Here is a 25935-nt window from a genome sequence, read left to right on the forward strand (position 1 = left end):
CTTCCGACTTAAATTACAAAGAGAACGATTTTATAATTGAATCAGCATGCAATTCATCGTTAAGCCTGCAGCCGTGCCGATAAGTAAGATTAAATCCCCTTCTTTTATTTCTCCTTGATCCATCGCTAAACCTAATGTATAAGGAACTGAGCCCGAAACCATATTGCCTAGCTCTTCAAAATAATTTATAAGTTGTCCTTTTTTTAATTTTAATTTTCTTTCAACGATGAACAGAGCACGAGAAGCTTGGTGTGGAACGATTTTTGAGATATCTGACAATTGAATATTATTATGTTGCAACGTTTCCTTTAACATCTTAGGTAACTTATCTAACGTCAGCATTAGAACAGATTTTCCATCCATATCAAATAAAAAATCTTCTTTAGTGTCTTCAGAATAGAGTGAGGGACCATAGGCCGTGAGTCCTCCTCTAATTTCAGTAGTATGAGCACCTTCAGACCATGTCTCTTGTTTAGAATATAAGATGCCTTTATTTTCTTTAGTGGTTTCGACAATAAACGCTACTCCACTATCACTAAACAGGCGATAACTTTCTTCTTGATTGGGATTAATAAAATGGGATACTAAGTCCCCGGACACAATTAATATTCTTTGGTATAGCTCCGTTACTAAAAAGGAACTCGCTACGTCTAGAGCAGTGATAAAAGAGGTACAAGTCGTATTCACATCCATACAAGGAATACCAGAATTAGGAGCAATTCTCTCTTGTAATAAGGCTGCCGTGCATGGAATCATTTGGACCATCCCCGCACTGGCAACAATAATCAAATCAATATCACTCATCTCAATGCCAGCCTTTTCAACCGCTTCCTGACTGACTTTTTCATACATATCTAATTGATACGAATTCTTGGCACAATAAGGATGCCGCCATCTTGAACCATCCTTGAATTTTATTTCATCAGGTCCTTTAGTGTAAGCATAACTTCTAATCTTCATTCTTCTCATAAGTAATCTCTCCTCTATATTGGACTTGAGCTAATTTTTGTGATCTCATCCCTCTTTCAAAAGGATAAATCAAAACTTGTAAGGGTTGAACCTTGAACTTTTCAAACAAGCTATTAAATTCTTGTTGAATCGCTTGATCGATAACCTTACATTCATTAGGTTGTTCATATTCAACTTCACAAATAATAACATTTTGATATTGAGTGACTCGATAACGACTAATCCCCTTAACAAACAACATTAACCTACGAATAAAATCAGCGTATATTTTAACTTTGTCTCCTTGTGAGTTAAATAACCAAAACGCATCATCTTCACGTCCTTCTATTTTTTCAATCACCGTCAACGGCGAGCCACATGAACAAGGTTCACCTATATGGAGGATGTCATTTAATCGATACCGAATCACTGGTTGAACTGTTCGATGTAAATCGGTAATGATTGGGATAAAGCGCTGTTTATCTAACCATTCTTTTTCAAAATAGACGATGTCTTCACATAAATGAAAACTACCATGTGGACAAGTATAAGCTAAAAAACCTTCTGTACATTGATAAACTTGACTAATAAAAGGCACTTTAAAAAATTGTGCTAACAATGCTTTTTGTTGTTCTTCTAATACTTCGGCTACGCTGATTACAAGATCTATTTTTTTGAAAGGTGATTTCCCAAAATAATGACGAATATCATATAAAACCGATGGTGGTGCAATCATAATATTAGGGTCTTGCTTTTGCAGATGCTTCATTAACAGTTTAAAATCTTTTTCTAAATCATAGTAATCTAATCTCAGACCCGGTTTGTTTAAAGAAGAATATAAATTATTATTGGCTCTCATAAAGAATGCAATATTATTGCCTAACCATTTCTTTTTAGGTAGTAATTTTGCTAGTGCATTAGCCGCCCACAAAGCTTCTTCTCCTTTAGATAAGGTGTATAGCCCACGATGGCCACTCGTTCCAGATGACAGTCCTACTGAGATTCCTTGATAACGCGATTCAAATTCACGGGTCTTTTCACCCTGTAAAGCCAACTTCATGGCTAGGTCCTTTTTTAGACCCCTAGTATTTATTTGATCAAAATGTGCCATCCAGTGTTGTTTTTTCATAACTGGAAAATCAAGCAAAACACTCCCTTTATATGGTTGGTAATAAGGAGATTGTTGCGTCACTTGCTCGAGTTGTCGCTTTAATTTAGTTTGCTGCAATTGTTCTAATTGCTCACGTTTTAAATGTGACAACTGGTACCTAGTAAAAATGAATTCTTTAATATATTTCAATAACATCTTCTTCTCCTAAAACAAGCGTGATTCCGACTGATTATCATGCGTCAGGTCAATCTGATACCCCTTTTCTGACAACAGAGATAATTTTTGGTTTGTCTCTTGATATTGTTGCCAATTGTTCTGTACCATTCGTGCTGCAAATGTATATCTTTTCAATGCTTCTGATGACATCCAATCTTTGCGCCAATTAGCATCAATCGCTAAAATTAATTTTTTTTGCGGAAAGAATATTCCCATCATTTGGCGACTGTGACCACTCAAATCTAATGCAATCATCTCAGAATTTAAAGGAAAAGCATTAAAAGATACACCTTCTATCTCTAATTGCTTTGAATAATTAATGGTAGTAATATTGGAGGATATAGAACCTATCATCGCTTCTTTCATTGGTTTAATCCGTTGCCATCTTAATAATTGACGATAGGCTACCTCTGTCATGATCCAATGGGCATGGTGAAAACGATAAAGATGTCCAATATGATCTGGATGCACATGAGTTAAATAAACCGTCTTGATATCCGCAGGTGTTATGCCCAATTTATCGAAAGCACTTATAAGATCTAACTGATAAGGTTCAATCGTCATAATTTTGCGATAAATCGCCAAACCCCAGTGCCGTTTTAAAATCCCCTCACTATAACCACAATCCACCATCGACCATTGTTTTTGCGTTTTAATTAAAAAACAACTGGCTGGAAAAAATATGGGTGTGGGAGTTGCTTTGTAGCGAATAAGATTTTCTTTGACATAACAGCCACCAATATGCACTCTATAAATAGCGTCGATACCACTCACTGTACTCACCTATTCTCTCTTCTAATCTCACAATGGGTTGATAACCCAATTCTTTTTTTGCTTTTTCAATGGATAAAGTTTGCGAAAAAGCAATGGTTGATAATGTATATAATGTTAACGGCGGTTCTTTTGATTCAGGATATAACGCTTCTAACAATCTCGCTAATATCGACAAAAATTGATAAGGAAATTTACGGAATCTAGGTGTTAAATCAAATTGTTGGTAGAGCATCTCAATAAGGGCTTGAAAGGTTATCGGATTGCCATCCGTAATATTATAAATTCCGTTATCCACTTTTGATTCAAGCGCTAAAATACATGCATGAACCACGTTTTCAATACAACTCACATCCATTAAATTTCGACCACTATTAAACAACGGAATGCCTAGTTTTTTCTCAACTTTAATTAATCTCGGTACAACACTCGTATCTCCCACTCCAATCAATGCTCGCGGTCGAATGATGTTGAATGATAAATTCGATTTTTGCACGATCATATCAGCTTGTTTTTTCGTTTCAATATAATAATTTAAGGGTCTGATTGAGGTGATGTCGGTGGTTTCTTCTACAAAGGTTTGATCTTTTAACTGGGCATAAACACTAGGCGAAGAAATATGTACAAAGCGCTTCACTTGATGCTTTTGACTTTCTATCATTAAATTTTCAGTTGCTAAAACATTTGAATCATAAAATGATTGATACGTGCCCCATGCTGAACTTTTAGCAGCACAATGAATAACATATTTGATTTCATACTGATTATATAGAGATGCTACCTGTTGTTTATCACTTAAATCGATTGCTTGATACGGTATTATATCGTATTTAGGTTGTGTTCTTGAGATACCAAGGATGCTTGCTCCATTTTTTACTAGTGTTTTGGCTAGCTCTCCTCCTAAAAATCCGGAAACTCCTGTTATTAATATCATCATTTTGCTCCTTTTAGAATACCTTCTACTATGTTTAATAAATTCTGTTCTGTGTCATACTCCATTAATTTATTTTGAAGTTGATAAAGCCTTGTCCAATCGTAAACATTTGCTTGTCGTATCGCTTGCGTCATCTCTTCTGCATCTTTTATGCGGATACTGGCACCAAAATAATCTAATCTAGCAGCAAAATCAAACTGATCCCACACTTGAGGAAAGACAATACTAGGAATCCCCCATTTTATACAATCATAAGCAATCCCAATACCACCATGATGAATAACCAAATCAAATTGGCTAATATTTTCAGAATAGGATAAATAACCAAATCTAATTAAATTGTCTCCCATCCAAACGGGTTCATTTTCTGATAAATCTAAATTACCATCTGAAAGGACAAATAAGTAATCCGGAAACTGTTTAATGAGGGTAGCATATTGTTCCTTTAACTGATCGTTCATCCCTTCTAATATCGTGCCAAATGTAAAAAAGATGTATTTTTCAAACCCACTAGGCAATTTACGCTCGCCATTTTTCACACTCACTGAGGGAATACTCGGCCCAATATAATGAAGATACGCTGGTAAATGAGCATTAAATTCGATTTCTTTCATCCCTAGTCCCAGCACCAACTGATTTGAATAATAATTTTCACTGCCATCTGAGCGATAGACGCGCCAACCATGCTCTTTAAAAATACGCCTTCTGCCGTACCAACGTTTAATGTTTTTTAATATTAGCCAACCCATTCGATTACGTATTGTTCCTAACCATCCTTTTTGTGGGTAAAGTCCTCCCAAAAAATAGGGAACATCTTTGCCAAGGATTATTCGATTCGATAATTTGATGGGACGGTAAATCTGTTATAAATGGAATCTTTAATGATTCGCATGCATAACTAGCAAATAAAGTCGAAAAATCATGAATACACAATACAGGTTGTTCTTTCTTTAATATCGTTAAAAATTCAATATAGGCTTCAATCAAGAAAGTATCCATAGCACTTAAAGTATTAAACATTCTTGATAGCGAATGTTTGATTCGCTTATCTTGGGCAATTTTGATAAGAGCATGGAACTCATCCTGAAAATCGTCTAATATCGTAACACATCTAAGTCCCAGGGATTCAATCAACTTTTGCTTTTCTTTCGTTGTGACCATTACTACTTCATAACCATCCCTTTGCAGTATTTGCGCCAATCCAATTTGTGGATTTAAGTGACCTGCTAAGGGAATACTAACAAAAAGTATTTTCGCCAAACGGATTCACCCTTTCTGTTTCTTTGTATAAAAAAAGAGTTAAGTAAATAATACCCAACTCTTAATCTAAACTAATTTTAGTCTTGATATGTCATCTCAATATAACTAGTTTAATAAGTTTTTGATTTAAAATTGAGTTTTTTGATTTTGAATCATTCATTATCTACTTAACATTCACTACAAATAACATTACTCAATATTCCTTATAAACTAATTTTAGCATATTATATTTATTGAATTCCAAGATTAACTCCGACCAACAAGTATCGAATATTTTTTAAGTTATTTAATTTAAAGAAAAAATTACTTGAGTGAGATCCTAAACATTACACCTCATACTTAAATAGAGTAACCACAAATGACTCACACATCTAGCCATAAAGGAATAAATTTGAATAAAGGTATATATGCAAAAATAACCAAGAATATCTCATTATTTTGAAATATGTCTCGGTTATTTTGGGACTTTTCCTAGTCTCTCTTTTAATATTATTCAGTTTATTTATCATAGTAGATATTAATATTATCTTCACCAAAAATTTGAATAGCCTGAGTAACTGAATCTGGTATTTCTGATGCCGCTTCATCTTTTGCTAAATCATCTTCGTTCGTTTTTGCTTCTGATAAGCGTTTTTGTTTAAACGCCTCTTGGATTGAAACGGCTGGTTCACCTAGTTCGGCTTCTCTTTGAGCTAATTCATCTTGGGTTAAGGGTTGTGACTCCTCATCCATTTGGTCAAGGTAATGATCAACCCTCATCGGTTTCTCTCGTTCAGAACGCGACATAGTTGCAGGGTCATTTTGTCCTAAATTCTCTAGTGAAGATTGATTGTCAGAATCTGCTTGTAAATGTTCCACACTCTCTGATTTTATTTTGGATGTGGGTTCTTGGTTCATTGAATGTTCTCTTAAGGGTTTACCACCGTTTTTTTCTCTTAAGATTTTATAATCATTGCGAACGGTTCGCCATTCACTTTCAATAATATAGACAAAAACCATTGATTCGCCTAATCGTTTCTCTGCCACATTAATTAATTGTTGTTCTAAAGCTTGATCATGTTGTACTAAACCACAAAAAGCAATATTCGAAAAACTAATTAAGGCAACACCTGGACCTGCCGCCAGTGGTACGGTACCATTAAACTTCACTCTCTCTTGAGGGGCAATCATTGATAAAATCATCGGCCATTCCTGTTTTAAACGAGTAATATGTGCACGAGTTGCTTGGTCTAATACGTCATAAATTTTTTCTGTCATTTGCTGATATTCTTGTTGTGCTATTTGCGGACGTACTCTTGGTGCTTCAAAGCGATTTGGCTGTGGTGTTGGTAATGGCGTTTGTTTTAATTGTTGCTCTAACACATTTATTTTTTCTTCTAAGGCTATAATTTTATTGTTTAACTTTATAAACGCTTCAGAATGGGTGCCCTCATCACTCTTTATTTCAGCATTTTGAGCTAATTGAACTGTGATTACTTCTAAATATAAATCGGGTTGGTTGCTGAATCGCATTTGATTTTGTGCTTGATTCAACTGGTCAATCATTTTGAAATAAAAATTAACATCTACTTTTGCTAACAAATCCGTTAATTCTTCATTTGGCAATAGGGTATAATTTTGTTTGGTGTGAGCTGATAATAAAATATCTCGAGCAAATAAAATTAATTCTTCAATAAAACGACTTGCTTGCTTTCCTTTTTGACTCGCTTCTTGAACTATTTTTAATGCATCATACCCTTCACCGACAAAAACATCTTCAATGTAGCGGACATACTCTTGATGACTGATGCTGCCAGATACTTGTAAGGCTGACTCGATTGTTAAATCTTCACGGTATGATAATGCTTGGTCTAATAAACTTAAACTATCCCGCATCCCACCATTCGCTGTTCTAGCAATTATTTCTAAAGCTTCAATTTCATAGTTAACCTGATTACGATTTAATATGTATTCCATTCGCGCGATTAAATCTTGATTATGAATGCGTTGAAAATCAAATCGTTGTGTTCTTGAAATAATGGTTGCCGGAATTTTATGTGGTTCCGTCGTAGCCAATATAAAAATAACATGACTTGGAGGTTCTTCTAATGTTTTTAATAAAGCATTAAACGCTCCTGTCGTTAGCATGTGCACCTCATCGATAATATAGACCTTATACTTCGCAATCGTTGGCGCATATCGAACTTTATCGCGGATATCGCGGATTTCTTCTACACCATTATTACTTGCCGCATCTATTTCAATCACATCGGCTGCTTGACCTTGTGTTATAGCTTGACACACTTCACATTCATTACATGGATTCCCGTTTTGAGGATTTAAACAGTTGACGGCCTTTGATAATATTTTTGCCGCACTCGTCTTACCGGTTCCTCTTGGTCCAGTAAACAGATAAGCATGACTCAATTGTTGATGATTCACTGCATTGGCCAGTGTTTCGGCTATCATTTTTTGTCCTACTAATTCATCAAATGATTGTGGGCGCCATACCCTATACAGGGCTTGATAACTCATCTATTTTCCTCCTCTTTGATTATTACACCTTCTCATTATATCGAAACAACCGTTTAATTTCTAGTTAATTAAAAAGGAATAAAGTATAATATAATCAAAAAAGGAGAGATTTAAATGACCTTATTCGAGAAAATTAAAGAAAAATATGCTCAACATCCTGAAATGCCCTATATTAGTCCAAATCGTGACTTAGCAACTTGGCTTAAAGAAGTCGAAACATCCAGTAATAAATTAGTACCCAAACGCAATATGATTCGGTTAGATGAAGGATATTTACCAGGCCATATCATTATTCTTTGGCGTGTACAATTTGGCACCTACACCAATGAAACTGTTATCTCAAAATATTTTGAATATACATATGGGATAGATGCTAAAAAAGAAATGAATAACTTAATACATGATGGCTATGTGATTGAGTTAAGCGCAATGGATTCTCTTGATTTCCAAACAGCTGGTCAGTTAAAAATCTATTTAAAGAATAAAGGCATTCACGGCTATAGTAAGATGACCAAAGCACAATTAATTGAAGCCATACACCAACACTATTCTGAAGAAGAATTAGGAGAATTATTTACGATTAGAAAATATAAATTAACTAATAAAGGAGAAAAATTACTAAATAAATACCCTGAAATCATTGATAAACACCCAAAGAAAAAGTTTTAATATAAAAATTGATAATGTCAATTTAATTGTATAACCGAGTGGATTATAATGCTTTTTATAATATTGGCTATTAATTAATTCTTTCTCGTGCCCTATGATAAACTTATCTGAAAGAAAATGACTCAAAATTAAATATTATATCAATATTTTTCTTAAATCAGGCATTCCTGAATTAGTGCAATTTAGGAAATTACGAACATTCAAAAAAATACAGACTAAAATTCGTATTATGATAACGAATTTTAGCCTGTATTTTTATCATTTCCCCACTAAAAGTTGTAAAATTTAAATAAAATAGTATCGAGAATTTTAGTGCCAACACTATAAAATTATAAGTTTATTTAAATGTCTAGCGAATTGTTTTGAAAGAATATACAAAAATATTTCTAATAGATACTAGCTACAATTCTTAGTAGCATAGAAATCGTAAAATAGATTATCCCTCAATAAATATTTTATACTTTTTCATATTCATTAAAAATGTATTTTAAACTCTCTTCTAAATGAAATTCTTTTGTTTCTTCTAAACTAATTTGAATATTCGGTCGTTCATACTTAGCATATCTTAGAATAGGTTTAATATCCATTATTCCTTGACCTAATGGAACAAATTTAACTTTACCGTTTTCCATAACATAATCTTTTAGATGGAATACCGCTACTCGATCGCCCAGTCTTTGAATTGCTTGTTCTGTCACATAAACTTGATTTTGATAATTATCTGCATGTAAAAGATTCACTGGGTCTAATATCAGTTGAAGATTGTTCGAAGTAACTCTTTCTAGTAATTTTTCTGTTTTTTCGATTGTATGTAGTGGATGATTAATTCCAGGTTCAATACCAATCGTAATCCCCCATTTTTCAGCTTCTTTTATCATTATCAAAATCGACTCTATCATTCTTTCAAATGATGACTCCGTGTAATTCTCAATGGTGTATCCATTTCCAACAGAACCTGTCTCAGTTCCTACAAGTGTAGCACCAAAATTTCTTGCTAATCTTAGGCAACCAAAAAACTTTTTCAGCTCTTCATTACGAATTTCATCTTCTAAATGAACCATATTTATGTAACAACCTAATACCCCTATATCAATTTTTGCATCTTCCAATTGATGTCGAATTTTGTTTGCAAATCCTGGAGATAATTGATTTATTGATTTTATTTCATTACTAAATTGCTTAAATGGTGCTAATTGTGTATGTTTTAATCCGAATTTATTCATGTTGTGTAAGACTTTTTCAAATTCATTTTCATTCATATCATGCGCTCGAATACCTAAATTTAATTCATACATTTTTCATCCTCCAAATTAATCATTTACTAATTAAAACAGAGATACCAAGAAAGATTCTAAGTATCTCCATCAAATATAAATTATCTAACTAACCAACCGCCGTCTACAGCCAAGATATGTCCATTTACATAATCTGATGCGCGACTTGCTAAAAAGACAATTGCTCCCATCAACTCATGTGGTTCAGCCCAATGGCCAGCTGGAATACGATCTAAAATTTCTTTATTACGTACTTCATCAGCACGAATTGGCGCAGTATTAGCTGTTTTAATATATCCTGGGGCAATCGCATTTACTTGAATGTTTAACCCACCTAACTCATTAGCAAAAGCTTTCGTAACACCTGCAACTCCGTGTTTAGAAGCTGTGTACGAAGGAACAAATTTTCCTCCTTGGAAAGCTAACATAGAGGCAACATTAATAATTTTACCATGACCTTGTTTTGCCATTACTTTGGCTACTGCATGACTTAGATAATAAGTAGCGTTTAAATTAATATCTAATACTGCTTTCCAATCTTCATCTTTATACTCTAACAACGGAGATCTTCTAATCGTTCCGGCATTATTTACCAATACATCTATTTTTCCATATACTTTTACACATTCGTCAACAACTGCTTGAGCAGCACCTTCTTTGGTTAAATCAACTTGGAAGAAATGAACCTTACGTCCTTTAGCTTCGATTAATTCTCGCGTTTCATTCCAATTATCGTCATAAGTTGTAATAAATAAATCTGCACCAGATTCTGCAAATGCTACCGCATAAGCTTGTCCTAACCCAGTATTTCCCCCTGTTACAATAATAACTTTTCCATCTAAATCAAAGAAATTTCTTGAATAATTATTTAATTCTGACATGTTTTTTCCTCCTATTTTAAATCTTTCATTTCTACAAAATCCATATCATCGTAAGTTATATTTTCTCCACACATTGCCCAAATGAAACTATAATTACTAGTCGCGACACCAGAATGAATAGACCAACTTGGACTAATCGTTGCTTGTTCACTAGACATCACAAGATGTTTAGTTTCATCTGGACGTCCCATAAGGTGAAATACTCTAGTATCATCATCCATATCAAAGTACAAGTACGTTTCCATACGACGTTCATGAGTATGACAAGGCATTGTATTCCACGAACTACCTTCTTGTAAGATTGTATACCCCATTTGTAATTGACAGCTTTCGCAAATGTTCGGATGAATATATTGGTAAATTTTTCGTTTATTTAATGTAATGTCTTCCCCTGTTTCACGAGGAGTGATTTCATCAATTGAAATTTTAACATTTGGATATTTATGGTGAGCTGGTACTGAAACAACATAAAATTTTGCTGGATTATTTGCATCAGCAGACTCAAACAACACTGATTTAGTTTCTTTTCCAATATAATATCCATCTTGTTTTTTCATAGGTTCTTTTTCACCATCTATTGTGATAAAACCATCCCCACCTATGTTAATTACTCCCAATTCTCTTCTTTCTAAGAAATAATCAACACCTAGTTCTTTTGACAAAATAATTTCTAATGCTTCGTTAGTTGGTGTTACACCACCAAAAATTTGACGATCATCATGGGTATAGGTAAGTTTGATTTCTCCAGGAACAAACACCTTCTCAACTAAAAATTCACGTCTTAATTCTTCTGTAGAATAGTGCCGAATATCTTCTGGTGCGTGTGAATATCGAGTTTCATAAGTTGTCATAATAAAATCTCCTCTTTCTAATTTATCTAATAATATTTCCGCCTTGCGTATTCATAAATTGTTCTATTTGGTTTGATGTAAAATTATTTGCATCACCGAATATTGTATGCTTCAAAACAGATGAAGCAGTAGCAAAATTTACAATATCAACGCCGTTTTTATTTTTTACTACGCCATCGATAATACCAGCCGCATAAGCATCACCAGCACCTACGCGGTCATTAACATATTGAATGTGGTATTTTTTAGAATTAAATAATTGTTCCGAATCAGTATCGTAATAAAATCCTGTAAAGTTGTACGAGTTAGGTGTTAACGATTCTCTTTGAGTTCCAAAAATTACTTTAAAATTTGGATACGCCTTTGACATTTCTTTAATAAATTGCTCAGGTTGGTCATAAAAATCAGTATCAATATCCATAAAATATTTGGCATCTAATTTATTTGCAGAAATATAATCCACTAACGGGAACACTTTGGATAAAGCAATTTTAGCTTCTGCTTGTGTCCATAATCCACTTCTAAAGTTTACATCAAAAAATGTTTTTACTCCTTTATTTTTTGCATATTTAATAATCTCTAATAAGTACCCTTGCCAAAAATCACTTAAGCCCAATGTGATACCTGTAGTGTGAAAATGAGTAACACCGGAAAATAATTTGTCTAAATCCCATTCTTTTTCGTCCATAGTGGCAATACTAGAATATTTTCGATCATAAATTACTGAACTTGCTCTTAAATCTGATCCAACTTCAACAAAATAACTTCCAACTCTGCCGTTTCCTTTAAGGATTACATTATCTGTATTCACTCCAACCCCTTTCAATTGATAAACAACATTCTGGGACAATTCGCTTTTAGGTAATTTTGTTGCATATATTACTTCATTGTCCAACATCGCTAAGTTATTAGCGACATTGGCTTCTGCGCCTCCAAAGACAACTTTTAATTCGCTTAGGTTTCTCAACCTTTCATTTTTTGTTGTAGATAACCTTAAGAGGCTTTCTCCTAAAGTTAAGATTTTGGGCATCACTTCAACTCCTCTTTAAATTCTATTATCTTTGTCGTTTTCCTTATAGGAAAACTTATTTCTTAAAAAGAAATCTACACCTATAGTATATAGTATAGAAAACGTTTTTTCAAGTGTTTATTATATTTATTTATCTCAAGAGTAACTTTCACATTGAGATATGAACAAGACCACATATTTACTATTGGTTAAAATTCAACATCTTTTTAATAAATTTTCACTATCTTAAAATAAATATTTACAATCTTGTACAAAAGCGCTTAAATCCACTAAATTGCCTAAGTAAAAAATTTACTTGCTTTCTTGATTTTACTTTATTATAATGAACATCCCTTTTATATCATCAAATATTAAAAAAGAATAATACAACGGCGAAGTTTCTTTATTACGAGAAACTTCGCCGTTGCATATTTTACAATTTTATATTTTTAAAAAAGATACTTTTTCCAAATTAATCATTTTTGATTAAGATTCACTTCTATTATCTTGAATAATTTGGTGCTTCTTTTGTGATGCTCACATCATGTGGATGAGATTCAATTAATCCAGCGCCACTCATACGTATAAACTGGGCTTCTTCACGTAATTCACGTAAATTAGCTGAACCAGTATAACCCATTCCGGAACGTAAGCCACCTATCATTTGGAAGACAATATCGGCTACGCTACCTTTATAAGCAACTCGCCCTTCAATTCCTTCTGGAACTAATTTGTTTGCTTCGTTTGTCGATTGGAAATAACGATCACTTGAACCTTTTTCCATAGCAGCTAAGCTACCCATACCACGATACGTTTTAAAACGACGACCTTGATAAATTTCAAATTCTCCTGGAGATTCATCAGTACCTGCTAACATACTACCTAACATGACAGCATGACCACCTGCTGCAATTGCTTTTACGATGTCACCCGAATATTTAATACCACCATCAGCAATTATCGCTTTATTATATTCTTTAGCTGCTGACGCACATTCATAAATAGCAGTTAATTGAGGAACGCCAACACCTGCTACGACACGTGTGGTACAAATCGAACCTGGTCCAATTCCCACTTTAACAATGTCAACACCTACTTCAAATAATTCTCTGGTTGCTTCAGCTGTTGCGACATTGCCGGCAATAATTGTAACATCTGGAAATGCTTGACGAATTTCTTTAATCTTACGAATTACCCCTGCACTATGACCATGAGCTGTATCAATCACTAATGCATCGACTTGTTGTTTAATAAGGGCTTCTGCTCTTTCAAAGGTATCACTTGTAATTCCTACAGCAGCCGCTACTAATAATCGTCCATGTTGATCTTTCGCAGCGTTCGGAAATTCAATTACTTTTTCAATATCTTTAATAGTAATCAGTCCAGATAATTTCCCTTGATCATCTACTAATGGTAGTTTTTCAATACGATGTTCATATAATATTTTTTCTGCTGATTCTAGGGACGTTCCAATTGGTGCGGTCACTAAATTATCTTTCGTCATATAATCTCTAATTGGTAAATCATAATCTTCAATAAACTTCATATCACGATTGGTAATAATACCCACTAATAATTTATCTTCCATCGATTTGACAATTGGAACCCCACTGATGCGATATTGTGACATTAAATTTTCTGCTTCAGCGAGTGAATGACTCGGTGTTAAGTAAAATGGATCTAAAATAACGCCATTTTCCGAACGTTTAACTTTACGTACTTCATGAGCTTGATCGCTAATGGACATGTTTTTATGGATAACACCCAAACCACCCTGACGTGCCATCGCAATTGCCATTTTTGAGTCGGTCACAGTATCCATACTTGCACTAATAATCGGGATATTTAGCTTTAAATTAGGAGCTAGCTCCACCTTTAAATCGACATCATTTGGTAATACTTCGCTCTTTGCTGGCACTAATAAGACATCATCAAATGTATAACCTTCTCTAGTAAATTTTGTTTCCCAATTGGACATTTTATACCTCCTCGAGTTTATTGTATTATAGACTATCACTCACGGAAAATTTTTTCAAGACTTTTTTATCAAATAAACGAAATTTAATTTAATTTTAATGATTATCTTTCGATTTTGCAAAAACCATTTTCCATTCTATATTGGACATAATCTATAAATTTTTTCTTAGCAAATACTTTCATGAGTGGGCAACAAGTTGAAAATTAAATAATTTTCGTTTATCCTCCCCAACATAGTCGAGAGTGATCAGGAAGTAAAAAGGATTCATCGCATGTTTGGATGTCCTTTTCATTCAAGCAAATTTATAGGAAACATCCATATTTTATACTTCTCACCCTCTTCATATAAATAACAAGATGAGACCAAGCAAAAATTCTGTTTCTGCTTAGTCTCATCATTCATGCGTCTTTAGAATACGCCACCTTTAATATTCAATACTTTTTTAATGTAAAATCGCGCTATCATAGTAACGGCACCTATTATTAATAAGGCAACAGGCGGTAAAATAGGATTAATGATACTTGGCGCAAAAGCTGTTACTAAACTGACTGCAGCCACCCAACTAATCATTGCTAAAGTTGACATTCCAAAATATTTAAAATATCCTTTTTCTCCCTTAGGTGCATCAGGTTTTGGTAAGTTTCTTGCAATTAATAACATTGCAAAACCAGCTACAATATAATTCACAATTAAAGTTAATAAGCCAATCCCAGTAATACTTGGAGTTTTAGAAGTCATCAATGATAAACCGGTCATTAAGGTATAAATTGATCCTAATAATAAGGCACCGTCAAGCCCAATTTTCCAAGGTTCAGATGGTGTTTTATCATCAACTTTTTCAGTTGGAAAATGTTGTTGCTTAATAATTTCAACACATTCGGTTGGCGTTCCATACAAATGTTTCGCAGTTTGTCCGGTTTTTTGGCCTTGAATTAAAGTATCCGCAATTTCATTAATAACTGCTTTAAAAGTAGTTCCTTCCTTATCGATACTATCTAATTGTTTTTCAACAGATAATAAATATTGTTGATTTTTCTTAGTCATCTGATTAAATGTAGCTAAGTTTATCCCCGGAATAATTGATGATTGATTTTCATTGTTATCTGCTAATTGTTCTTTATAATCTGAGGATAACTCACCATTTTGTTGAACTTCTTCCATTGCTCCTACTGGCTCTAACTCTGCCTGGGAGGTGCTTTCAGTAATTGCTTCTGCTACATTTTCTTTCATTTCAGATTCTGAATTTTGATTTAATTTTTCTGTCATTGATTCTTCCTCCATTATACGTTAAAGCGGAAAAGCATAATATCGCCATCTTGGACTACATATTCTTTACCTTCCGAACGATATTTACCTGCTTCACGTGCTTTTGCGACACTTTGATATGACATTAAATCATCGTAAGATAATGTTTCTGCACGGATAAATCCACGTTCAAAATCAGAATGAATAATGCCTGCTGCTTGTGGGGCTTTCATTCCTACTTTAAAAGTCCAAGCTCTTACTTCTTGCTCACCTGCTGTAAAATAGGTTGCTAATCCTAATAAACTATAGGCTTTTTTAATTAGACGATCTAAACCAGATTCCGTCATACCATAATCTTCTAAGAAAATTTGTTTTTCTTCATCATCTAGCTCCGCAATTTCTTCTTCTAATCGTGCACAAACGGGTACAACTTCAGCGCCTTGAGTTTTAGCTAATGCCTCTACTTGTGCTAAATATGGATTACCAGTAGGATCAGCTACTTCATCTTCACCAATATTTGCGACATATAACATTTTTTTACGAGTCAATAAAAAGAGGTTACGGACATATGGTAATTGCTCATCATAAAATTCGACGGTATTAGCCAACTGATTGTTTTCTAATGCCTCTTTTAATTTTTCTAAAACTTCCATTTCTGCTACGGCATCTTTATCTTTTGTTTTGGCAATTTTAGCGACTCGAGCCATTCTCTTTTCAACAGTATCTAAGTCAGCAAAAATTAATTCTAAATTAATGGTTTCAATATCGGAAATCGGATCGACTTTTCCGGATACATGAGTAATATTGCCATCATCAAAACAACGAACTACTTGACAGATAGCATCCACTTGTCGGATATGACTTAAAAATTTATTACCTAAGCCTTCGCCCTTACTTGCTCCTTTAACAATCCCAGCAATATCTGTAAATTCAAATGTTGTAGGAACAGTTTTCTTAGGCCGTACTAACTTAGTAATATCATTCAAACGATGATCGGGCACTTCTACCATCCCCACATTAGGTTCAATAGTAGCAAAGGGATAATTTGCGGCTTCTACTCCCGCTTTTGTAATTGCATTAAATAAGGTTGATTTACCAACGTTTGGTAATCCAACGATTCCAGCTGTTAAAGCCATTCTTTCACTCTCTTTCTATTCACTCACTTGTTCTTCATGTTTTTGAAGAATTTTTTTCATTTTTTCTCAAAATCGCGTCGTGTCATCGTCACAATATGTCCACAATGTTCACATTTTATACGGATATCCATGCCCATACGAATGATTTGCCAACGATTCGTTTGACAAGCATGTGGTTTGCGCATTTCAACGATATCTAGTTTATCATATACTTTATTTTCCATTCTATACTCCTATAAATGAATATTTAATAAATCTAAAATTCTGATCAAATCGGACTGAGACAAAAATTCAATTTCTATTTTACCACGGTCCCCTTTTTGATGCACAGTAGCTGAAGTCCCAAAATATTCTTGCATTCTTTCTTCTACTGCTAAAATGTGTGTTGGCTTACTTACTGGCTTACTTTTCTCATCTTTTTTTCTGGTTCATCTTTTTTCTCATTTAAACTTTGAACCAATTCTTCTAATTGTCTCACCGTTAACTGATCTTTTACTACTTTTTCTGCAATAGCCACCACTTTACTTTTATCCTTTAAAGCAAGTAATGTTCTGGCTTGTCCCATTGAAAGTGAATTATCATTTAACAATTTTTTTACTTTTTCTGGTAGTGCTAATAGACGTAAATAATTGGCTATATAAGGGCGACTTTTACCCATTCTTTCTGCCACTTCCGCTTGCGTTAATTTCAATTTTTCCATTAACACATTATATGCTTCTGCTTCTTCCATTGGACTGAGGTCTTCACGTTGTAAGTTTTCCAAAACAGCAATTTCAATCATTTGCTCTTCATCAATTTGACGAACAATGGCAGGTATAGTTTCTTTACCAGCTAATTGGCTAGCGCGGACTCTTCGTTCTCCTGCAATCAATTCATAGCCTTTAATAGTTGAACGACGTACTATAATCGGTTGAAAAACACCAGACTGTTTGATTGAATCTGCTAATTCCTGTAAAGCTTTCTCATCAAAATTTTTACGAGGTTGATAAGGATTGCTTCGAATATCAGAAACTTTTAATTCAACGACTACTTCATTATCATTAGGTGTTTCTTCAAAAGTTGAAAACAAGGCATCCATTCCACGGCCTAACCCGCCTTTTTTAGCTTTATTAGCCATTTGCTAAAACCTCCTTTGCTAATTCGGTATACATCTCTGCTCCTCTTGAACGTGGATCATAGTCAATAATTGATTGTCCATAAGAAGGTGCTTCTGATAAACGAATATTTCTTGAAATAATGGTATTATATACTTTTTCTTGGAAATATTTTTTGACTTCTTCAACCACTTCATATCCCAGATTGGTGCGCGCATCTAACATTGTCAGTAAAACACCTTCAATACGAAAATCAGGATTATAGCTACGTTGCACTAAACGAATCGTATTGAGTAATTGGCTTAAGCCTTCCAATGCATAATATTCAGCTTGAACAGGTATTAATATCGTATCACTTGCTGTAAAGGCATTAATCGATAATTGTCCAAGAGAAGGTGGGCAATCTACCAATATAAAATCATATTGATCACGAAGGGGTTCGACCGCATTTTTTAATCTTGATTCACGGTTGGGAACACTCGCGAGTTCTAGTTCTGCTGCTGCTAATTGAATGGTTGAAGGTACAATATACAGTCCTGCTCTGGATGTTGGAAGAACACATGATTCCATTGGGATTTCATCGACTAATATCTCGTAAAGACTATTAATAACATCTGCTCGCTCTACTCCTAACCCACTGGTAGCATTTCCTTGGGAGTCTGAGTCAATAATCAAAACTTTTTTCCCTAATGCAGCTAAAGCTGCTCCTAAGTTTACGGTAGTAGTTGTCTTACCAACGCCACCTTTTTGATTACCCACTGCAATCATTTTTCCCATTATGTATTTCCTCCTTTATTTAATTGGTTGTTTCAATGGTTTTCCTGGTTTTCTTGGATATTTCTTCGGCGTCTCCAAGGTTTTTCTTATTTTAATAAAGGTTCTTTCACTCTCTTCAAAAGGCAAAAGATCCTCTACAACTGTTTCTAATTTAGCACCTAAAACAGCAATGGCTTTTTGAGCTTCTTGTAATTCAGTATCCGATTTGGCCGCTTTTAATGCAATAAAATAGCCACCTTTTTTTACTAATGGTAAACAAAATTCTGATAGAACATTCAATGAAGCGACTGCTCTAGCTGTTGCGATATCAAATTGTCCTCTAAATTCAGGATTTTGTCCAAAATCTTCGGCTCTGCCATGTAAAGCTTTAACGTTTTCCAAACCGAGTTTTTCTGTTAGGATTTTCAAAAAATTAATTCGTTTATTCAAAGAATCAATAATCGTAATGTCGAGCTCAGGTTTAATAATTTTCAATGGTATACTTGGAAATCCAGCGCCTGCTCCGACATCTACTAGCTTAATTTGATAATCTGCTAATGGCATTTCCCAAAGTACCATAATACTATCAAAAAAATGTTTGAGGTAGACCTCTTCTTTTTCGGTAATCGCTGTTAAATTAATTTTTTCATTCCACTCAACTAATAATTGATAATATGTTTCAAATTGGTCAATTTGAGTAGGTGTTAATTCAATCCCTTTGTCCTTTAGCATCGCGATAAATAATTCTTGGTTCATCAAAATAACCCCTCTCTTTTCGTGAAACATTTTATGTTCCACACCATTATAACTTTAACTGAAATCAAGATGAATATCAACCTCTTTATTTTATCTATATTCATTTTATATTTAACTATTTCTTTATTTAAAAGCTAGCTTAACTTTATATTCAAATATCGAAGATTTAAACTACAAAAATAAAGAGTCAACCATCAGTGTTCTTATCCACATAGGAGTACGATTTAATGATTTGAATAAAAAAATAGAGAGTCAGCAATCTTCAAAATCCTTACTAACTCTCTCATTTTGTAATTTTTCTACTCAAGATTCAATTGATATCCTTGTCTTTGAACAACACGTAATAATTCTGCTCTTAATTTTGGTGCGGATTGATATTTGGCTACCACTTGATTGGTAAAACTATCTACTCTGCGATTTTTATCACGAGTATCGTAATATTCTTGCATCTGTTTATCATAAGCCGCTAAATCAACTACTATATCATCTCGTTTTGGATACTCATTTTCACCTAATTTTAGCTTAAGATTCATTCTAGGTTTTAATTGTGGTTCATCATCTGGATAACCAAAACCAAGTCCTAATATAGGAAAAGTTAATTCTGGTAAATTAAATAAATTAACAACTGCTTGCGCATCGTTTAAAATACTTCCAAAATAAACAGCCCCCATTCCCAATGCTTCAATGGCATTGGTAGCATTTTGGGCTGCTAAATAACTATCGGCTGCTCCTTGAAAGAAAAAGTCCATTGAACGATAACTTTCTCCTTGATATCCTTTGGCTTTGGCAATAGTAGCATTACGATAGTTATCAATTACAAAAATAAATAATTCTGGTACTTTTGTAATATAGGCTTGTTTAGTAATTTCAGCTAGCTTAGATCGCTTTTCTTGATCAGTTACTCGAATAATTGAAAAAGCTTGTAATGCATTACTACTAGCGGTTTGATTGATCACTTCTAAAATAGTATTCAATTGTTCTGGCGCTACTTGCTTATCTTTAAAAAAACGAATTGTCCGATGATTTAATTGCTTTTTAATCATTTCATTCATATTCTTCACCTCATAAAATGAGTGTAAACTCTCGCATGTTGAACTGTCAACTACAAGCACTCCTCTATACTTATAATGTTTTTAATGGTATATTACTTGTATCAGTCATCAAAAATACTATAACAGAGTAGAGAAATTGCGTTAAGTGCTATCAGATGGAATGTTGCTGTTAGACGAAGAGTATACTCGCGGTAATTTCTCGCATTCGCTGCTTAATTGTAGCTCTCTGTCTCAAAGGAGAGTTTTTATGGAAAAAATATTTAACAATAAGCGACATCAATTGTCTGCTTCTCAAATTTCACTCTTAGGAATTATTTTAGGCTTAAGAATCGCATTAGGATTTTTACCGTCAGTGAAAATTGAACCTTTTGTTCAAATTGGCTTTGGTTTCATTGGTGCTGGTTTATCAGGAATTCTATTTGGTCCATGGTACGCCCTTATTATTGGGATTTTCAACGATATTATTGGTGCCCTCTTGACCGGCCAAAACTTCTTTTTGGTTACACACTTAGTGCAGCCGTAGGAGGTTTTATTTATGGTTATGGTTTTTGGCGTCAAAAGATCACTTTAAAACGAGTCTTTTTAGTAGTGCTTGTGATTACTTTATTCGTAAATTTAGGTCTCGGTTCTTTATGGGTTCGGATGATGACTGGAAAAGCTTGGGAAGTATTCATGGGAATGCGTATTATAAAAAATGCTATTTCTTTATTTTTAAATACTGCCATCCTTTATTCCCTATTTAACCATCCGATTATTAAAAAATATATTCAACAATATCATTTTTAACAATCTATCCGATGACTGATAATTAACATTCAAAAATTTGGCGAGAGTGGGCAAGGTGTAGAAAATTAGCTGATTTTCAATTCGTCTGCCTCCCCCGCATATTAAGTGGTCTCAAACTGCGTCTTAATGACTCGTTTGAGACCTTTTATCTTTTATGCTATCAAGTAAAGAGCTGAAAACAAACAAAATTTTTAAGTTTTTGACCAGCCTTTATGATAAAATATACCTAACTATTAATAAAGGAAGAAGGCAAAATAATGAAACAAATTGCCATTGTTGGTGGTGGTATTGTTGGATCTACCGCTGCATATTATTTAACGAGGGCTGGTTACCATGTCACGCTCTTCGATGAAGGGACAGGTCAAGCTACCAAAGCGGCTGCCGGCATTATCTGTCCATGGTTTAGTCAAAGACGCAATAAACCTTGGTATCATCTTGTGTCAAAAGGTGCTGAATTTTATCGTCAGCTTATAGCGGATTTATCCAGTGATTCATTTGATGTGGCTAACATTTTTGAAGAACAAGGAACGTTACTCATTCGCAAATCAGAAAAAGCCTTGAATCGTGACCAAAAAGCTGCGAAAGAAAAAAGAAAAGACTCCCCAGCTATTCAAGAAGTTAAGACTGTCTGGAATGACAATCTAAAAGATTACTGTCTCCTATTGGAAACAGATTTAAATGCTACGTTTGTGACAGGTGGCGCCCGTGTAGATGGACTTGGTTTAATCAACACCTTACATGCCGCTATTCAAAAATTAGGTGGGACGATCTACTATGAAACAGCTAAATTAAGATCACCCGATACACTTTACTCTCCTTCTTTAGGACAAAAACAATTTCAAGCAATCTTATTAGCAGCCGGAGCTTGGTTACCCAATTTATTAAATCCTTTAGGCTATTCAGTCGATATTCGACCTCAAAAAGGACAGCTCTATACGATTCATAATGATCAATGGAAAAATAACCAATGGCCTGTTATTATGCCTCCAGGGAAAATAGATATTATCCCTAATAAAAAAGGGGAAATTATACTTGGTGCTACTCACGAGGATGATCAAGGTTTTGACCTATCCGTTGATGCTTCAAAATTAAAAGAATTAACAGCTGAAGCTAAATTATGGATACCTACTATTGATCAGTATCAGATTAAATCCACACGTGTAGGAACACGTGCTTATACGTCTGATTATTCCGTTTTAGTAGGACAAGTACCCGAAACCCATACTTTATGGGCCATTTCTGGACTCGGCTCATCTGGTCTCACTAGTGGTCCTTATTTAGGATATCAATGGAGTCAATTGATAATGAATGGACAATGGGATATCAATCCCAATGACTACCCTATTGAAAAATATATTACAAAGTAAATTTATAATCTTTTTTAATAAGGATTGGCACCTTTTTAAATGAAATTATTTCAAATTTATGGTATAGTTGAGACACATTGAATTTAGGAGGGAAAAAATGTGGAAAGAGTTTAAAGAGTTTATTGCTAATGATAATATTTTACAATTAGCAACTGCTGTTATTATGGGTACTGCTTTTACTGCAATTATTACTAGTTTAGTTGAAGATATTTTTATGCCAATCATTGTAGCCATCACGGGTCAAGCAGACGTTTCAGGTATTGCTTTAAAAATTGGTAACACTACTTTAGGTGTTGGTAACTTTATTCAAGCTATTATTAATTTTATTTTAATCGCTGCTTTCTTATTCATGGTTATTAAAGGTTTAGAAAAAGTTCAAAGACCTAAACCTGTTGAAGAAGGTCCGGCTGCACCAACTGAAACTGAATTATTACAAGACATTTTAACCGAATTACGTAAAAAATAATTCTATAAAAAAACGTTGTGAACCATTTTCTGCTTCACAACGTTTTTTATCTTATATTCTTAAAAATTGGCGCATTGAACGACGGGCTCCAAAAATACCTAAAATTATTCCTATAATCAATATGCCGATTCCAATATATAGTAGTAATGGTATCGTTGGTAAAAATTGGATATTTACCATTCCGAAAATTTGTCCTGGTACGCGACGAACAGCTTCGTAAATAGCATAGAGTATACCAAAGGCAATGCCTGCGCCCAAAATACCGATAAAAGCTCCTTCGTAAGCAAAGGGTGCACGAATAAAGCTATTTTTCGCTCCTACTAAACGCATAATCTCAATTTCTGTCTGTCTCGCGAAGATTGTAAGACGAATCGTATTACTAATTAACAAGACCGCTACTACAATTAAAATAGCCGCAATCACAGCGAGAATATAACGTAAGACATCAATCTGCTTAAATAAATTATCTGCTGTTAAGGCACCGTAAGTCGCTTCTGAAACATACTTTAAGTCATTAATTTGATTAGCAACTTGGCTAATGTTGTCAACATCATCTACGTCTACAACGTATACATTTAATAAAGGATTTGCATCGCCTTCATGGAGAGCAAATTCTTCCCCTACATTTTCGATTAAGGCTTCTAGTTCTTCATCTTTAGTCCGATACGTAATCGTCTTAACATGCTGTATCGCTTGAATTTCTTCTTTTAACAATTTTTCATCTTGCTCATTGGCGGCAGCATCAATCATAACGCGAATTTGAATACTGGATTCAATATCTGAAGTAATCTTTTCAATATTGGTTAATAGTAAGACGAGTCCTCCTATCATAAACAAGGTTAAGGCCATTGTAAAAACGGAAGCGGTTGTCATCCAACCATTTCTAAATAAATTCCGGATACCATCACGAACATGACGGAAGAAATTTCTAATGATGATCATCGTATTCCCCCTTATAATCATCGCGAACCAAGTATCCTCGGTTCAATTCTAATACACGATGACGGTAGTCATTAACGAATGTTTCGTTATGTGTTCCCATGATAACAGTGGTGCCTAAATTATTGATATCTTCCAATAATTTCAAAATTCCTAGAGCGGTCTCTGGATCTAAATTACCAGTCGGTTCATCGGCAATTAGAATAGCGGGCTTGTTAACGACTGCCCTAGCAATCGCCACTCTTTGTTGCTCACCACCAGATAATTCTTCTGGTAGCTGATTGACTTTAGTTCTTAAACCTACTTGCTCTAACACTTCATTAACTCGATGCTTAATATCTTTACTTTTCTTACCAGTGACTTCCATTGCATAAGCAACATTTTCATAAACAGTTAGTTTGGGTAATAATTTAAAATCCTGAAAAACAACGCCTACATAACGTCTTAAAAAAGGGACCTCTTTGTCCTTCATTTTAGGCATTTGATATTTACCTACTTGAACGCGTCCTTTCGTAGGAACTTCTTCACGATAAAGTAATTTCATAAAAGTTGATTTTCCTGAACCACTTGGTCCGACTAAATAAACAAATTCGCCTTGCTCAATACGTAAGGTGATATTGTCTAATGCTTTAATACCATTAGGATATTGCTTCGTTACATTCGTTAGTTCTATCATCATTTTCTCCTTTTCAGGTATTTTCTCATCTAGTTTAACATAAAAATATTATTATCTTTTGTCAAACGAGTATCAAATCATGTCATTCTTCTCGATGATCTTGAATACGCCATTTTAAATAGGCATCAATAAACTCATTTAAATCGCCATCCATGACTGCTTGAGTATTGCCTGTCTCATAATTGGTACGGTGGTCTTTTACCATTGAATAAGGGTGAAAGACATACGATCTAATTTGTGAACCCCAAGCAATTTTACTTTGTTCTCCTTTTAATTCCGCAATTTCTTGGGCCTTTTTTCTTCCTCCAATTGATAGAGTTTTGCTTTTAATAATTTCATTGCCAAATCACGGTTTTGGAATTGTGAGCGTTGTGATTGACTTTGTGTCACAATGCCAGTTGGAATATGCGTGATTCGGATTGCTGAACTGGTTTTATTAATATGTTGACCCCCAGCTCCCGATGCTCGATAAGTATCAATCCGTAAATCGTCTTGATTGATTTCTAATTCAATTGTTTCATCAATCATCGGTGTGACTTCAACTGAACAAAACGAGGTGTGTCGACGACTGTTCGAATCAAATGGCGAAATCCTTACTAAACGATGGACACCTTTTTCTGATTTCAAATATCCATAAGCATTATGACCTTCAATTTCCAGAGTCACACTTTTAATACCGGCCTCTTCACCATCTTGATAGTCTACCATACTCACATTAAAACCATTTTGGTCTGCCCAACGTTGGTACATTCTTAATAACATACTACCCCAATCTTGTGATTCGGTCCCGCCCGCACCGGGATGAATCTCTAAAATAGCATTAGAGGCATCATGTGGTTCTGATAATAATAATTTCAATTGATAATTCGTTAAACTTTTTTCAATTGACCTACTTGCTCAATTGCTTCTTCCATTAAATCATGATCATCAGATTCTTCAAATAGTTCGACTGCCATTGAAATCTCTTCAAACTGTCTTTCTAATCCTTTAAAAGTTTGATAAGTAGATTTTGCTTCATTCAATAAATTAATAGTCTTTTGAGCTTGTTCATTATCATCCCAAAAATGGGCATCCGTCATTTGATGCTCATAATCTGCAATATCGGCTTCTAATGCATCAAAGTCAAAGAGACCCCCTAAAACTATTAATCTGTTTTTCGGCTTCTGTCATAAACTGTTTTATCTCATATAATTCCATCGGTAATTAATATTCCTTTCTTTAAAAAAAGAGTGGACTAGAAGTTGAA

24 protein-coding genes, 3 pseudogenes and 1 riboswitch are annotated in these 25935 nt (G+C 34.2%); of the genes and pseudogenes, 5 read left to right on the top strand and 22 right to left on the bottom strand.

What is annotated here, in order from left to right:
• Window positions 1-30: 30 nt before the first annotated feature.
• From LB888_RS04615 to dnaX, 7 genes are all read right to left on the bottom strand, one after another.
• The gene (locus LB888_RS04615) at window positions 31-969 is read right to left on the bottom strand and encodes a 3-oxoacyl-ACP synthase III family protein (RefSeq protein WP_318753759.1); all 939 of its coding nucleotides are present in this window, start codon (window positions 967-969) and stop codon (window positions 31-33) included.
• The gene (locus LB888_RS04620; RefSeq protein ID WP_318753760.1) at window positions 950-2254 is read right to left on the bottom strand and encodes a F390 synthetase-related protein; all 1305 of its coding nucleotides are present in this window, start codon (window positions 2252-2254) and stop codon (window positions 950-952) included. Before LB888_RS04620 ends, LB888_RS04615 begins: the two co-directional genes overlap by 20 nt.
• 9 nt (window positions 2255-2263) lie before the next feature.
• Window positions 2264-3049 carry an MBL fold metallo-hydrolase gene (locus LB888_RS04625; RefSeq protein ID WP_318753761.1) on the bottom strand — a complete coding sequence of 262 codons (786 nt, stop codon included), beginning with the start codon at window positions 3047-3049 and terminating at the stop codon, window positions 2264-2266.
• Window positions 3024-3980 (bottom strand): NAD(P)-dependent oxidoreductase, encoded by a 957-nt coding sequence (locus LB888_RS04630; RefSeq protein ID WP_318753762.1) that lies wholly within the window; start codon window positions 3978-3980, stop codon window positions 3024-3026. Before LB888_RS04630 ends, LB888_RS04625 begins: the two co-directional genes overlap by 26 nt.
• Window positions 3980-4729, bottom strand: a complete 750-nt coding sequence (locus LB888_RS04635; protein WP_318753763.1) for a glycosyltransferase — start codon at window positions 4727-4729, stop codon at window positions 3980-3982. Before LB888_RS04635 ends, LB888_RS04630 begins: the two co-directional genes overlap by 1 nt.
• Window positions 4730-4733: 4 nt before the next feature.
• Complete coding sequence (locus LB888_RS04640; protein ID WP_318753764.1) at window positions 4734-5240, bottom strand: hypothetical protein; 507 nt, start codon at window positions 5238-5240, stop codon at window positions 4734-4736.
• Window positions 5241-5738: 498 nt separating this feature from the next.
• Complete coding sequence (gene dnaX, locus LB888_RS04645; RefSeq protein WP_318753765.1) at window positions 5739-7754, bottom strand: DNA polymerase III subunit gamma/tau; 2016 nt, start codon at window positions 7752-7754, stop codon at window positions 5739-5741.
• A 114-nt stretch (window positions 7755-7868) separates the two neighbouring features.
• On the opposite strand from dnaX, the gene LB888_RS04650 reads away from it, so the two are divergent.
• A complete protein-coding gene (locus LB888_RS04650) occupies window positions 7869-8423 on the top strand; it encodes a hypothetical protein (RefSeq protein ID WP_078755436.1) in 555 nt (184 codons plus the stop codon).
• A 455-nt stretch (window positions 8424-8878) separates the two neighbouring features.
• Here LB888_RS04650 and LB888_RS04655 read toward each other — a convergent pair whose 3' ends face one another.
• From LB888_RS04655 to LB888_RS04710, 12 genes and pseudogenes are all read right to left on the bottom strand, one after another.
• Window positions 8879-9718 (bottom strand): sugar phosphate isomerase/epimerase, encoded by an 840-nt coding sequence (locus tag LB888_RS04655; RefSeq protein WP_318753766.1) that lies wholly within the window; start codon window positions 9716-9718, stop codon window positions 8879-8881.
• Between the two features lie 80 nt (window positions 9719-9798).
• Entirely contained in the window at window positions 9799-10578 is a 780-nt protein-coding gene (kduD, locus tag LB888_RS04660) for a 2-dehydro-3-deoxy-D-gluconate 5-dehydrogenase KduD (RefSeq protein WP_318753767.1), read from the bottom strand.
• Between the two features lie 11 nt (window positions 10579-10589).
• Entirely contained in the window at window positions 10590-11429 is an 840-nt protein-coding gene (gene kduI / locus LB888_RS04665) for a 5-dehydro-4-deoxy-D-glucuronate isomerase (protein ID WP_318753768.1), read from the bottom strand.
• A gap of 22 nt (window positions 11430-11451) precedes the next feature.
• Window positions 11452-12459 carry a sugar kinase gene (locus LB888_RS04670; protein WP_318753769.1) on the bottom strand — a complete coding sequence of 336 codons (1008 nt, stop codon included), beginning with the start codon at window positions 12457-12459 and terminating at the stop codon, window positions 11452-11454.
• Between the two features lie 481 nt (window positions 12460-12940).
• The gene (gene guaB, locus LB888_RS04675; protein ID WP_318753770.1) at window positions 12941-14416 is read right to left on the bottom strand and encodes an IMP dehydrogenase; all 1476 of its coding nucleotides are present in this window, start codon (window positions 14414-14416) and stop codon (window positions 12941-12943) included.
• Between the two features lie 408 nt (window positions 14417-14824).
• On the bottom strand, window positions 14825-15682 hold the full coding sequence (locus LB888_RS04680) for a DUF1129 domain-containing protein (RefSeq protein WP_318753771.1): 858 nt from the start codon (window positions 15680-15682) through the stop codon (window positions 14825-14827).
• A gap of 14 nt (window positions 15683-15696) precedes the next feature.
• Window positions 15697-16797, bottom strand: a complete 1101-nt coding sequence (ychF, locus tag LB888_RS04685) for a redox-regulated ATPase YchF (protein ID WP_276932581.1) — start codon at window positions 16795-16797, stop codon at window positions 15697-15699.
• 15 nt (window positions 16798-16812) lie between these two features.
• Window positions 16813-17021 (bottom strand): annotated as a pseudogene (locus LB888_RS04690) (DUF951 domain-containing protein).
• A 9-nt stretch (window positions 17022-17030) separates the two neighbouring features.
• Window positions 17031-17914, bottom strand: a pseudogene (locus LB888_RS04695) (ParB/RepB/Spo0J family partition protein).
• Entirely contained in the window at window positions 17907-18668 is a 762-nt protein-coding gene (locus tag LB888_RS04700; RefSeq protein ID WP_078755429.1) for a ParA family protein, read from the bottom strand. The pseudogene LB888_RS04695 and the gene LB888_RS04700 overlap by 8 nt, the downstream one beginning before the upstream one ends.
• 15 nt (window positions 18669-18683) lie before the next feature.
• Window positions 18684-19403: a 16S rRNA (guanine(527)-N(7))-methyltransferase RsmG gene (gene rsmG, locus LB888_RS04705; protein ID WP_078755428.1), complete on the bottom strand. Its 720-nt coding sequence runs from the start codon at window positions 19401-19403 to the stop codon at window positions 18684-18686.
• Between the two features lie 299 nt (window positions 19404-19702).
• A complete protein-coding gene (locus LB888_RS04710; protein WP_311920677.1) occupies window positions 19703-20455 on the bottom strand; it encodes an NADPH-dependent oxidoreductase in 753 nt (250 codons plus the stop codon).
• A gap of 121 nt (window positions 20456-20576) precedes the next feature.
• Window positions 20577-20668, top strand: a riboswitch (THF riboswitch).
• A gap of 34 nt (window positions 20669-20702) precedes the next feature.
• Here LB888_RS04710 and LB888_RS04715 point away from each other — a divergent pair.
• The 4 genes from LB888_RS04715 to mscL all read left to right on the top strand — a co-directional run bounded on the left by LB888_RS04715 (window position 20703) and on the right by mscL (window position 23074).
• Window positions 20703-20978: a hypothetical protein gene (locus tag LB888_RS04715; RefSeq protein ID WP_318753773.1), complete on the top strand. Its 276-nt coding sequence runs from the start codon at window positions 20703-20705 to the stop codon at window positions 20976-20978.
• Between the two features lie 71 nt (window positions 20979-21049).
• Window positions 21050-21241, top strand: a complete 192-nt coding sequence (locus LB888_RS04720) for a hypothetical protein (RefSeq protein ID WP_318753774.1) — start codon at window positions 21050-21052, stop codon at window positions 21239-21241.
• Between the two features lie 257 nt (window positions 21242-21498).
• A complete protein-coding gene (locus tag LB888_RS04725; RefSeq protein WP_318753775.1) occupies window positions 21499-22608 on the top strand; it encodes an FAD-dependent oxidoreductase in 1110 nt (369 codons plus the stop codon).
• A gap of 97 nt (window positions 22609-22705) precedes the next feature.
• Window positions 22706-23074: a large conductance mechanosensitive channel protein MscL gene (mscL, locus tag LB888_RS04730; protein ID WP_276645961.1), complete on the top strand. Its 369-nt coding sequence runs from the start codon at window positions 22706-22708 to the stop codon at window positions 23072-23074.
• Between the two features lie 51 nt (window positions 23075-23125).
• On the opposite strand, the gene ftsX is transcribed toward mscL, so the two are convergent.
• The 3 genes and pseudogenes from ftsX to prfB form a co-directional block, all read right to left on the bottom strand.
• Window positions 23126-24016: a permease-like cell division protein FtsX gene (gene ftsX / locus LB888_RS04735; protein WP_318753776.1), complete on the bottom strand. Its 891-nt coding sequence runs from the start codon at window positions 24014-24016 to the stop codon at window positions 23126-23128.
• Window positions 24003-24689, bottom strand: a complete 687-nt coding sequence (ftsE, locus tag LB888_RS04740; RefSeq protein ID WP_276645968.1) for a cell division ATP-binding protein FtsE — start codon at window positions 24687-24689, stop codon at window positions 24003-24005. The genes ftsX and ftsE overlap by 14 nt, the downstream gene beginning before the upstream one ends.
• Before the next feature lie 82 nt (window positions 24690-24771).
• Window positions 24772-25886: pseudogene (gene prfB, locus LB888_RS04745) on the bottom strand (peptide chain release factor 2).
• Window positions 25887-25935 lie beyond the last annotated feature (49 nt).

The sequence above is a fragment of the Globicatella sp. PHS-GS-PNBC-21-1553 genome (assembly GCF_033564055.1).
GTDB classification, from domain to species: domain Bacteria; phylum Bacillota; class Bacilli; order Lactobacillales; family Aerococcaceae; genus Globicatella; species Globicatella sulfidifaciens.

Excerpts from the sequence above, each read along its gene's own strand:
- LB888_RS04615 (WP_318753759.1), bottom strand. The coding sequence starts at position 969 with ATGAGAAGAATGAAGATTAGAAGTTATGCTTACACTAAAGGACCTGAT.
- LB888_RS04620 (WP_318753760.1), bottom strand. The coding sequence starts at position 2,254 with ATGTTATTGAAATATATTAAAGAATTCATTTTTACTAGGTACCAGTTG.
- LB888_RS04630 (WP_318753762.1), bottom strand. The coding sequence starts at position 3,980 with ATGATATTAATAACAGGAGTTTCCGGATTTTTAGGAGGAGAGCTAGCC.
- LB888_RS04635 (WP_318753763.1), bottom strand. The coding sequence starts at position 4,729 with ATGGGTTGGCTAATATTAAAAAACATTAAACGTTGGTACGGCAGAAGG.
- dnaX (WP_318753765.1), bottom strand. The coding sequence starts at position 7,754 with ATGAGTTATCAAGCCCTGTATAGGGTATGGCGCCCACAATCATTTGAT.
- LB888_RS04650 (WP_078755436.1), top strand. The coding sequence starts at position 7,869 with ATGACCTTATTCGAGAAAATTAAAGAAAAATATGCTCAACATCCTGAA.
- LB888_RS04655 (WP_318753766.1), bottom strand. The coding sequence starts at position 9,718 with ATGTATGAATTAAATTTAGGTATTCGAGCGCATGATATGAATGAAAAT.
- kduD (WP_318753767.1), bottom strand. The coding sequence starts at position 10,578 with ATGTCAGAATTAAATAATTATTCAAGAAATTTCTTTGATTTAGATGGA.
- kduI (WP_318753768.1), bottom strand. The coding sequence starts at position 11,429 with ATGACAACTTATGAAACTCGATATTCACACGCACCAGAAGATATTCGG.
- LB888_RS04670 (WP_318753769.1), bottom strand. The coding sequence starts at position 12,459 with ATGCCCAAAATCTTAACTTTAGGAGAAAGCCTCTTAAGGTTATCTACA.
- guaB (WP_318753770.1), bottom strand. The coding sequence starts at position 14,416 with ATGTCCAATTGGGAAACAAAATTTACTAGAGAAGGTTATACATTTGAT.
- LB888_RS04680 (WP_318753771.1), bottom strand. The coding sequence starts at position 15,682 with ATGACAGAAAAATTAAATCAAAATTCAGAATCTGAAATGAAAGAAAAT.
- ychF (WP_276932581.1), bottom strand. The coding sequence starts at position 16,797 with ATGGCTTTAACAGCTGGAATCGTTGGATTACCAAACGTTGGTAAATCA.
- LB888_RS04700 (WP_078755429.1), bottom strand. The coding sequence starts at position 18,668 with ATGGGAAAAATGATTGCAGTGGGTAATCAAAAAGGTGGCGTTGGTAAG.
- rsmG (WP_078755428.1), bottom strand. The coding sequence starts at position 19,403 with ATGAACCAAGAATTATTTATCGCGATGCTAAAGGACAAAGGGATTGAA.
- LB888_RS04710 (WP_311920677.1), bottom strand. The coding sequence starts at position 20,455 with ATGAATGAAATGATTAAAAAGCAATTAAATCATCGGACAATTCGTTTT.
- LB888_RS04715 (WP_318753773.1), top strand. The coding sequence starts at position 20,703 with ATGGAAAAAATATTTAACAATAAGCGACATCAATTGTCTGCTTCTCAA.
- LB888_RS04725 (WP_318753775.1), top strand. The coding sequence starts at position 21,499 with ATGAAACAAATTGCCATTGTTGGTGGTGGTATTGTTGGATCTACCGCT.
- mscL (WP_276645961.1), top strand. The coding sequence starts at position 22,706 with ATGTGGAAAGAGTTTAAAGAGTTTATTGCTAATGATAATATTTTACAA.
- ftsX (WP_318753776.1), bottom strand. The coding sequence starts at position 24,016 with ATGATCATCATTAGAAATTTCTTCCGTCATGTTCGTGATGGTATCCGG.
- ftsE (WP_276645968.1), bottom strand. The coding sequence starts at position 24,689 with ATGATAGAACTAACGAATGTAACGAAGCAATATCCTAATGGTATTAAA.